This is a genomic window from Flavobacterium aquidurense (genome assembly GCF_002217195.1).
Classification (GTDB): Bacteria; Bacteroidota; Bacteroidia; order Flavobacteriales; family Flavobacteriaceae; genus Flavobacterium; species Flavobacterium frigidimaris.
Genome location: NZ_MUGR01000079.1, coordinates 1 through 7,997 on the forward strand (window position 1 = coordinate 1; position 7,997 = coordinate 7,997).

General features: G+C 28.4%; 13 protein-coding genes. All 13 read left to right on the plus strand.

Annotated features, from left to right (window positions below):
- Positions 1–230 precede the first annotated feature (230 nt).
- The 13 genes from B0A67_RS24525 (at position 231) to B0A67_RS24590 (ending at position 7,413) form a co-directional block, all read left to right on the plus strand.
- Entirely contained in the window at positions 231–629 is a 399-nt protein-coding gene (locus tag B0A67_RS24525; RefSeq protein WP_072965262.1) for a DUF6876 family protein, read from the plus strand.
- A 50-nt stretch (positions 630–679) separates the two neighbouring features.
- Positions 680–1,045: a hypothetical protein gene (locus tag B0A67_RS24530; protein WP_072965263.1), complete on the plus strand. Its 366-nt coding sequence runs from the start codon at positions 680–682 to the stop codon at positions 1,043–1,045.
- A 68-nt stretch (positions 1,046–1,113) separates the two neighbouring features.
- The gene (locus tag B0A67_RS24535) at positions 1,114–1,308 is read left to right on the plus strand and encodes a hypothetical protein (protein ID WP_072965264.1); all 195 of its coding nucleotides are present in this window, start codon (positions 1,114–1,116) and stop codon (positions 1,306–1,308) included.
- A 168-nt stretch (positions 1,309–1,476) separates the two neighbouring features.
- Positions 1,477–1,764: a hypothetical protein gene (locus B0A67_RS24540; RefSeq protein WP_072965265.1), complete on the plus strand. Its 288-nt coding sequence runs from the start codon at positions 1,477–1,479 to the stop codon at positions 1,762–1,764.
- Between the two features lie 93 nt (positions 1,765–1,857).
- Complete coding sequence (locus tag B0A67_RS24545; RefSeq protein WP_072965266.1) at positions 1,858–2,163, plus strand: hypothetical protein; 306 nt, start codon at positions 1,858–1,860, stop codon at positions 2,161–2,163.
- A 154-nt stretch (positions 2,164–2,317) separates the two neighbouring features.
- A complete protein-coding gene (locus B0A67_RS24550; protein ID WP_123887490.1) occupies positions 2,318–2,629 on the plus strand; it encodes a hypothetical protein in 312 nt (103 codons plus the stop codon).
- Between the two features lie 118 nt (positions 2,630–2,747).
- On the plus strand, positions 2,748–3,227 hold the full coding sequence (locus B0A67_RS24555) for a thermonuclease family protein (RefSeq protein WP_072965268.1): 480 nt from the start codon (positions 2,748–2,750) through the stop codon (positions 3,225–3,227).
- Between the two features lie 12 nt (positions 3,228–3,239).
- Positions 3,240–3,485: a hypothetical protein gene (locus tag B0A67_RS24560; RefSeq protein WP_072965269.1), complete on the plus strand. Its 246-nt coding sequence runs from the start codon at positions 3,240–3,242 to the stop codon at positions 3,483–3,485.
- 227 nt (positions 3,486–3,712) lie between these two features.
- A complete protein-coding gene (locus B0A67_RS24565; protein ID WP_072965270.1) occupies positions 3,713–4,465 on the plus strand; it encodes a ParA family protein in 753 nt (250 codons plus the stop codon).
- Positions 4,466–4,467: 2 nt separating this feature from the next.
- Positions 4,468–4,968, plus strand: coding sequence for a hypothetical protein (locus B0A67_RS24570; protein WP_072965271.1), 501 nt, complete (start codon positions 4,468–4,470; stop codon positions 4,966–4,968).
- Positions 4,952–5,170, plus strand: coding sequence for a hypothetical protein (locus tag B0A67_RS24575; protein ID WP_072965272.1), 219 nt, complete (start codon positions 4,952–4,954; stop codon positions 5,168–5,170). Before B0A67_RS24570 ends, B0A67_RS24575 begins: the two co-directional genes overlap by 17 nt.
- Before the next feature lie 91 nt (positions 5,171–5,261).
- Complete coding sequence (locus B0A67_RS24580) at positions 5,262–6,326, plus strand: hypothetical protein (RefSeq protein ID WP_072965273.1); 1,065 nt, start codon at positions 5,262–5,264, stop codon at positions 6,324–6,326.
- A gap of 730 nt (positions 6,327–7,056) precedes the next feature.
- Entirely contained in the window at positions 7,057–7,413 is a 357-nt protein-coding gene (locus tag B0A67_RS24590) for a hypothetical protein (protein WP_123887492.1), read from the plus strand.
- The last annotated feature ends 584 nt before the right edge of the window (positions 7,414–7,997 follow it).

Consider the following 7,997-nt stretch of genomic DNA (forward strand, 5'->3'; position numbering starts at 1 on the left):
GATATATATAGTATATCTTTAAGTAAGCAAATAAAGAAAATTAACAACCTATAAAATTTAAAATTTATGAAAACAATAATCATTCATCACGTAGACGAAAATTTTGAAACTGAAGTTATAGAAACTATAATTATGAGAGGTGGTACAATTAGAAGTATCACTTTTGGAGAGCGCAAAAAGCTTTAATAATAAAGCAAAATACTAATTATTTATATGTAATATATTATATTATGGGTACACAAGTTTTATCAGCAAATGACAGTTTAAAGGGATATCACGGAGGGGAAAAGATTTTTATTAATCCTACTACAAAAATACAATATACTGAGGGTATAAGGGAAATTGCTATAAAATCAGAATCATTTTGGTTTTTAGATATAATTGCAAGTTATCAAAAAGAGTTAAGAAACGAGAGTTTTCAGGCTTGGAAACTAGAAAGAGAGTATTCTTATTCACTTGTAAATGATATTAAGGTTGTGGGGCAAAGAAAGAGCTGTTTTAATATAGTTTGTGAAGATGGAAACGACAAAGTTTTAATTAACCAACATCTTATTTTTTCTGATTTCCCTTTTGATGAATACATCGTTTGGAGTATAGATGGAATTATAATATTACCTGCCGAATATTAACATAAGACTTATCCAGTTTAATACTGGATAGTTTTTTTAATCTTGAAATTATGAAACTTTATATCTCTCAAAATTTACTTAATTCTTTAGCAAACTTAAACGCCTGTATGCAAATAACTGGCAATAATGTGCAGGAACTTTTTACATATAAGAATAAAATATTTATTATTGTTGGGGCTGTTTCTAGCGGTTCTAAAGGAGTTTATTCTATTACTGCTTATGAATGTATTCTTTTAGAAAACTTTTCAGGAAAAGCCGTTTCTTATGCTGAACATGGGTTTGATGTGATGGATGGTAAAAGAAAGAGTGGGTATTCAGACGTAACATTTAAAAGTAAAAAAACAGATTGGGTAATTACTGGGGAAGCGGTGGAGTCTCTGCCAATTATAGAAGATGTTCAATTAGAATTGTTCTAAATACTATATAAATATTTAATATATATAATATAAACGCATTATCTTTGGATAATTAAATTAATTGGAGAATGAGCGAGTTAGAAGAACTTTTTAAGAAAGGAGAATCCTTACAGGAGAAAATGAGAGTATTATTTAATAAAAACAATTTACCTACTTCGGAACTTAAATTATTACCGAAAGAAGATTTTGAAGAATGGAAAAAATTACACGAAGAGAGTAATGCATTAACCAAGAAAATCAGTTTATTAGTTAGCCAGAATTAAGATGAAAAAAATAAAAAAATATTGCTTGAAAAAAATCGGTTTTACTATTTCTTTTGACGGGTTTATTATAACAAAAACATTATTTGCAAAATGGGTGTGTAATATGCTTTGTCGATTTAATAATAAACCAGTTGTTAAACTGACTGATAACCTTTATATTGTAAATAAATGAATATAGCTAAAAAAGAAAATATCGACCTTAATACTGCTTATAATGAGATAATCAATTTAATACCGAATGATTTTATTACAACAGTTTTTATTGTTGCCTTTGTATCTCTTTTAATTTTGATTTATATCAAATTTTATTCTAAAAATATTTTGGAAGAGCAAAAGGAAATACTACACAATAGAAGAGGGATTAAAATACTTGTTAGTTTTTGTATAACAGCCTTAATGTTGGCTGTTGTATTAATTTTAGTTCTCTTAGTTGGTTCTAGCGACACTCGACTTTAAAAAAAATGTAATTTAATTTTAAAATACTGTATAAATAATTAGTATATATGATATATATAACTTATATTTGAATATAATTTAAAATTTGAAAAGATGAAAACAGAAGATTTTACAGGGGCTCAATTACATGAAGTAAATTTAGATTTTATACACGAGAAAGAAGAAGAATTTGTTAAAAGATGGGAAAGTGAATCGTTTTGGAATAAATTTGACGATGTCCTTTTTGTTCCATTAAAAGGAGATTTTATAGAATTTGCTTTGTTGCTTGATGATAAAATAAAAGAGGATATGAAAAAAACTTTTAAAACAACTCGTTTTGAGGTTATTTCAAGGTTAATAATCCCTTGTGTTAATGAAGTTACTCAATATTCCCTAGAGCTCAAACCTATATTAAATTAATAAAATTACTTTTCGGTTCTGCCAGCACTCCACCTTAAAAAAGTGGTTTGTTTTTAAACATATACTATATATATAATTAGTATATATGAATTATATTGCTTACCTTTGAGTAAGCAAAAAAGGAAAATTAACAACCTATAGAACTAATAATGTTATGAGTAATTATAAAAGATTCAGTTTAAAACTAAACGACCATACTATTTTTTTAGAGACTAATTTAATGGATAAGACTGCTGACCAATGGATTGAATTTGAAAAGGCAGAACAAGGTTTAATAGATTGTATTCAAAACCATCTTTCTGTTTTTGGTATTTTGCCAACTAAAGAACATTGTTTTGGAATTTATTATGAAGTGGAGGGGAGAAATAAGTATATGTATATAAATATACAGTACTATTTAGCTAACAATGAAGATTCAGTTCGTGTCTTGTATGTTGAAATTGAGGATAATGGCTTCTGCGGGTAAGTAAGATTAAAACGTATTTATTTAACCAACCAAATACTATATATATAATTAGTATATATGATATATATAGTTTATCTTTGAATAAGAAAATAAGGAAAAATAACTTAATTATAAAAAAATGAAATACTTAAAATTGGTTCTGCTGTTTTTGTCAATTACTGTTTATTCTCAGTCGGGGAAAGTGGTAAAAATTAAAGATGGGGATACGGTCGTATTGTTGGATTCTGATAATAACCAAATAACGCTTCGTTTAGCCGAAGTAGATTGCCCAGAGAGCAAACAAGCGTTTGGGAAGAGAGCAAAAGAATTTACCTCTAATGAGGTTGGTAATAAAGTAGTGTCTTATAAAATAATCAGTACTGATAGGTACGGGAGGTACATAGCAAAAATCTTTTATGATAATAAATATTTGTCTGAAGAGATTATAAAAAACGGGTACGGTTGGCATTATAAAAAGTACTCTAAATCAAAAAAACTTAGTGATTTGGAAATTAATGCTAAGAAAAACAAGTTAGGGCTTTGGGCTGATAAAGCCCCTGTTGAGCCGTATATGTTTAGAAAAATGAAAGAGTTGAATATGTCAGGTAATAACTATTGAAAAAAGCAAATTATGAATATTGATTTAAGAAACATTTCAGAAGATTTTGAAAAGCAAGTAAATGAAGTAAAAAAGAAGTTTGATATTATTACTAATTCAAAAGCGGTTGAGTATTGTACTGTCAACTATATCGCCAAATTAAAGGAAATTGAAAAACTTAAAACTGAATTAAGTAATGAAAAACAAAAGAATGATGTTTTCAAAAACAAGTTTATAGAATTAAACAATTTATTAGCTTGGATTAAAAAAATAACGTGAAAAGCCGTTCCGGATCTTTTCTTCAGGAATACAAAATGACGTGAAAACGAGAACCAGGAACGAGCTGCAGAAATGCAAAATAACGTGAAAACACAAAAAGCGCTTACAGCTGGCCAATTAAAAATAACGGGGAAATTAAAATAATACATTTTAAAAACATATAAAATTCAAGAATAGCAAATACAAATTATACTAATTATATATATTATCTTTACACAAACAAAACTATGAAAACAATAGCGATTTTAAACCACAAAGGAGGAACAGGAAAAACAACTTCTACTTCAAATATCGGAGCAGGATTAGCCCGTCTAAAGAAAAAAACATTATTAATTGATATTGACCCACAAGCCAATTTAACAGAGGGTTTAGGTATTAGAGATACTGACGTATCCATTTATAACGCAATAAGGGACGATAGATATAAAACACCTTTACCAATAATAGAACTTTCGGAGTACTTACATTTAGTGCCCTCTTCTTTGGATTTGTTAGGGGCTGAATTGGAATTAGTTTCACGCAGTAAGAGAGAAAGTATTTTAGAGAAACTTCTTGAAGATGTGAAATGGGATTATGATTATGTTATTATTGATTGTCCGCCCGCTATGGGGTTATTAACTTTAAATGCACTTGTACCTAGTGATAGTGTTTTAGTTCCTTTAGAAGCAGAATTTTACGCCTATAAAGGAATAGATAGGCTTATAAGTATTATTGAAAATGTACAATTTAATTTTAACCCTAAACTTTATATTGGTGGGGTTTTTATAACAAAATGTAATTCTCAAAGAGTGTTAACGGAGAATATTAAAACGAGTGTAAAAAAACATTTTGGAGACAAATTATTTGATACCTCAATAAGGGTAAATGTTGCTTTGGCTGAAGCCCCAGTAACAGGAAAAGATATATTTCAATATGCGCCAAATTCGAACGGGGCAATTGATTATTCAAATTTAGTAGATGAAATTTTAATGAAAGTATAATTATGGCAAAGAAAGTTTTTGGAGATTTAGAAGCAGGCAATAAAAATATGGGCGGAGTTAATGCTTTGTTTACTCCCCCTGCCAAAATAAAGAAAGTAGAAGAAAAGGAGAAAGTCGAAGATTTAGATAAAACTAGCTTGTTTAGTTTAGCTATTCCAGTCGAGGGATATAAATATCTTAGAGAATTACTGACTTTAAAGACCAAACAGGGTAATTTATCATATAATTTAAAAGGAGCGTTTTTAGAGGGCTTAGAATTGCTTAAAAAAGATAATCCTTTAGTTAAAGATGAAGCTTCTTTAGAAAGAAGACTTTACCGAGGAGGAGGACAAAAAAACAAAATTGAAACTTATTCAACCTCTGTTGTTATTCCTAAGAGAGAGATTAATTGGATTGATAATTATATTTTGCAGGAAAGACAAAATGATGAATTTTTTTCAAAACCTGATTTTATAAATAATCTTATTGAAAAACTAAAAAAGAAATATGGCAAAAATCTATAATTGTACGGTCAAGCTTGCAAATGGAAATTGGGTAACATATCATTCCGTTAATCATTTGGGGAAATTCGTAAAATTTATAGATACTAAAGAGTGGTTGTATTTTAATGTTTATGATAAAGAGGATAAAAGTAAATCAAATAACATTTTAGCCAGTTATCAAAACGGAAAGAATAGAAATGTACCAACCACTAAGGATATATAAAAATAAACCCCTAAAAAAACAAGTTTTCAAGGGGAATAAGTTTTAAAGGCAAGCCTTCTTTTTCGTAAACCAAAGATACACAATTTTTCAAATGGAAAACAAAAAAATTAATATTACAGATAAAGTTTTTACATCTCTTAAGAAACCTGATACTATTTCAATTTCAAATGATTTTCGAGATGAATTTTTCGTTCCGTCTAATAACCCCGAACTATTAGAAATACCAATTATTACTTATCGTATTGTTTTTAAAATTATTGCAGATTTAAGAAAAGTGACTTTTTCATCTGAAAATAAAAAAAACACTATTAAAAATAAGATGCAACTATCTTTATTTGATGAATCTATGCGTACCAATCATAATACTTTTTCAACGTTTCAATATAAAATTAGTGAACTAGACCCAAATAGAAGTTCTAAAAATGTCAAAACAGCTCTTGAATTTTTAGAACAATATCAAAAAGGATGGCACAAACAGACTAATAGTGCAGGTAAAGAGATTAACTCTTTTGGGGGATTAATCTCTCAACCAAGTTATTCAGAGGGGGAAATTACCTTTTTAGTTTCTAGTTTTTGGCTTGAAAAATTAATTGATTTGAATAAATTTAATCCAAGTCTTTATGACACCCTGTTTAAGATAAAAGACCCAAAACAACTTTTGTTTTACCTCTGGATTTTAAGGCTTGGAGAAAAAGGTACAAATATTAAATTTACAACAATTACAGAACATTATAATTTGAATTATAAAACTGCAAGAGAATTATATATCAATTTTGTAATGCCCTTTAAAAAGAAACTGGATAAAATTTCAGCGATGTCTTTTGGTTCAGGAGTAAAAGGGGACTATATCTCATTTGTTAAAACTCCATTAGTTCAAACTAATAATTTAAAAGAGAAAACAATTACGAGCTTAATGATACGTCAGAAAGTAAAATATTTTAGAGAACGTCATAATCTTAATGAAAATGATTTAAAGATTTTTTCTTTGTATCTAGCAATAAAAGGTAATTTTGAAGCAGTTAGTGACAGTTATAAAACTTTTGTAAAAGATTGTAGAGAGAAAAAAATAAAGGCTTCCGATATTGTACAGGAGGAATTTAAAACAATCTTTCAATCAATTCTATTAGAGAAAGAAAAACAACAAATTTGGGAGTAATCTAACATTAAAATTGAGTTTTTGCACCATACATTGGGTTTTTGCACCATACAAAATTGAGTTTTTGCACCATACATTGGGTTTTTGCACCATACAAAGTTGAGTTTTTGCACCATACACAAAGTTTTTGCACCATACAAATCAGAGTTTTCATACAACACTTAAAGTTTTTGCACCATACAAAGCTGAGTTTTTGCACCATACACGAAGTTTTTGCACCATACAAAATTTAGTTTTTGCACCATACAAAGTTGAGTTTTTGCACCATACACAAAACAGGCGTTAACCCCTTTGTTTATAAGGCTTTTCGGGGTTGGCTAAAATATCTTTAAAATATCTTTAAAAATTTAAAAGGATATTCAAAAAAAAATAAAAGCCCTGAAATCAATACATAACATTCCGCTAAAGGCTTTTTCTTTTTTTGAAAGTTATTATTCTTTCTAAAAATTCTTTTTAGAAACTCCTTAATTTAAAAGTTTAGTGAAAAGTCCGAAAAAGAAACCGCCAAACCTGTCTTGTGTAAGTTTTAACAGCAAAAAAATCACTTTTAAAAAACTTTTATTACAAAAACAACGAAATACTCACTAATTCAAAAAAAGTCCTTTAAAACGGCTCTATTCCTAGAATAACTTTTTGTAGCTGTTTTTGAATTAGCCAAAAAGTTATTTCCAGTACTAGAGTTTAGACTACCATCGAGTAAAATAATAATTAACTTTGAAAAAAATACAATATGAATACTCAACAATTTGATTTTATCTTAATTGTCCTATCAATTTTTACAATAAGCCTTATTTCTCTCTGCGCAATTCATTATAAGCTACATAGAGATATGAAAAAAAACACTTATAAAATTGGCGAAATAACGGATAACTTAAACAGAAAAGAATATAAAATACTTGCTAAAAAAAAGGATAATACTTTTATGGAATTTGAAAAATTTCCAATTATTAAAGCAAATATAGCACCAAGAATTGATTATTATGCTAAGAACTCTTGGACGAATTTAGATGAAGCAGAAGAAGAATTAAAAAAATTTAAAATAATCATTGGGCAGATAAAGTATGAAAAAAAAATAGTGGTTAAATAATAATTACCCGACGAAAAAATACTTCAGAGAAAACCTGAGGTATTTTTTTTGTCCAGTTCACAGCCAAAAAGTGAAGTTTCACGGGGTTTTTATTCTTGGTTAATTTTGGCCAAGTGTAGCCAATTAACCAGGATAAAAACAAGGATATTTTTATGCTGCCACTTTCGCCCGGCTACATAAAAATTTCGCAGGGCAAAAGCGCTGCATAAAAAAGTGATTATTGATTTTATTTGCTGTTCTCGAATCCTCAAAATTTTTAATTAAATCTTCCAGTTCGAATTTTAGCCATAAAACCAAACAAAGGTTTTAAAAATGATTTTAGACACAATTACAGCCCAAGCCTTAAAAAGAGTTCTAAGACTTCTGTTCGTTCCTCTCAGAAGCCAAGAACACTAAATTTAAACTTGTCCTGATTGCTTACAAAAACCATTTTTAAATGTAGGGTTCAGTTTTAAAGGCGAAAAACTCAAACTCAACGGAAGATGTAATTCAAAAAATTTTTAGTCTTCTCGAGCAAACAAAAAAAAGAGCGGAAGATCTCCAATTTTCGAAAATAAAAATTGGATATCGGTTTTATTTTAAAG

Bases quoted from the DNA above. Each gene is read 5' to 3' on its own strand.
- B0A67_RS24550 (WP_123887490.1), top strand. From the start codon at position 2,318: ATGAGTAATTATAAAAGATTCAGTTTAAAACTAAACGACCATACTATT.
- B0A67_RS24530 (WP_072965263.1), top strand. From the start codon at position 680: ATGAAACTTTATATCTCTCAAAATTTACTTAATTCTTTAGCAAACTTA.
- B0A67_RS24555 (WP_072965268.1), top strand. From the start codon at position 2,748: ATGAAATACTTAAAATTGGTTCTGCTGTTTTTGTCAATTACTGTTTAT.
- B0A67_RS24580 (WP_072965273.1), top strand. From the start codon at position 5,262: ATGGAAAACAAAAAAATTAATATTACAGATAAAGTTTTTACATCTCTT.
- B0A67_RS24525 (WP_072965262.1), top strand. From the start codon at position 231: ATGGGTACACAAGTTTTATCAGCAAATGACAGTTTAAAGGGATATCAC.
- B0A67_RS24560 (WP_072965269.1), top strand. From the start codon at position 3,240: ATGAATATTGATTTAAGAAACATTTCAGAAGATTTTGAAAAGCAAGTA.
- B0A67_RS24570 (WP_072965271.1), top strand. From the start codon at position 4,468: ATGGCAAAGAAAGTTTTTGGAGATTTAGAAGCAGGCAATAAAAATATG.
- B0A67_RS24540 (WP_072965265.1), top strand. From the start codon at position 1,477: ATGAATATAGCTAAAAAAGAAAATATCGACCTTAATACTGCTTATAAT.
- B0A67_RS24575 (WP_072965272.1), top strand. From the start codon at position 4,952: ATGGCAAAAATCTATAATTGTACGGTCAAGCTTGCAAATGGAAATTGG.
- B0A67_RS24565 (WP_072965270.1), top strand. From the start codon at position 3,713: ATGAAAACAATAGCGATTTTAAACCACAAAGGAGGAACAGGAAAAACA.
- B0A67_RS24535 (WP_072965264.1), top strand. From the start codon at position 1,114: ATGAGCGAGTTAGAAGAACTTTTTAAGAAAGGAGAATCCTTACAGGAG.
- B0A67_RS24545 (WP_072965266.1), top strand. From the start codon at position 1,858: ATGAAAACAGAAGATTTTACAGGGGCTCAATTACATGAAGTAAATTTA.
- B0A67_RS24590 (WP_123887492.1), top strand. From the start codon at position 7,057: ATGAATACTCAACAATTTGATTTTATCTTAATTGTCCTATCAATTTTT.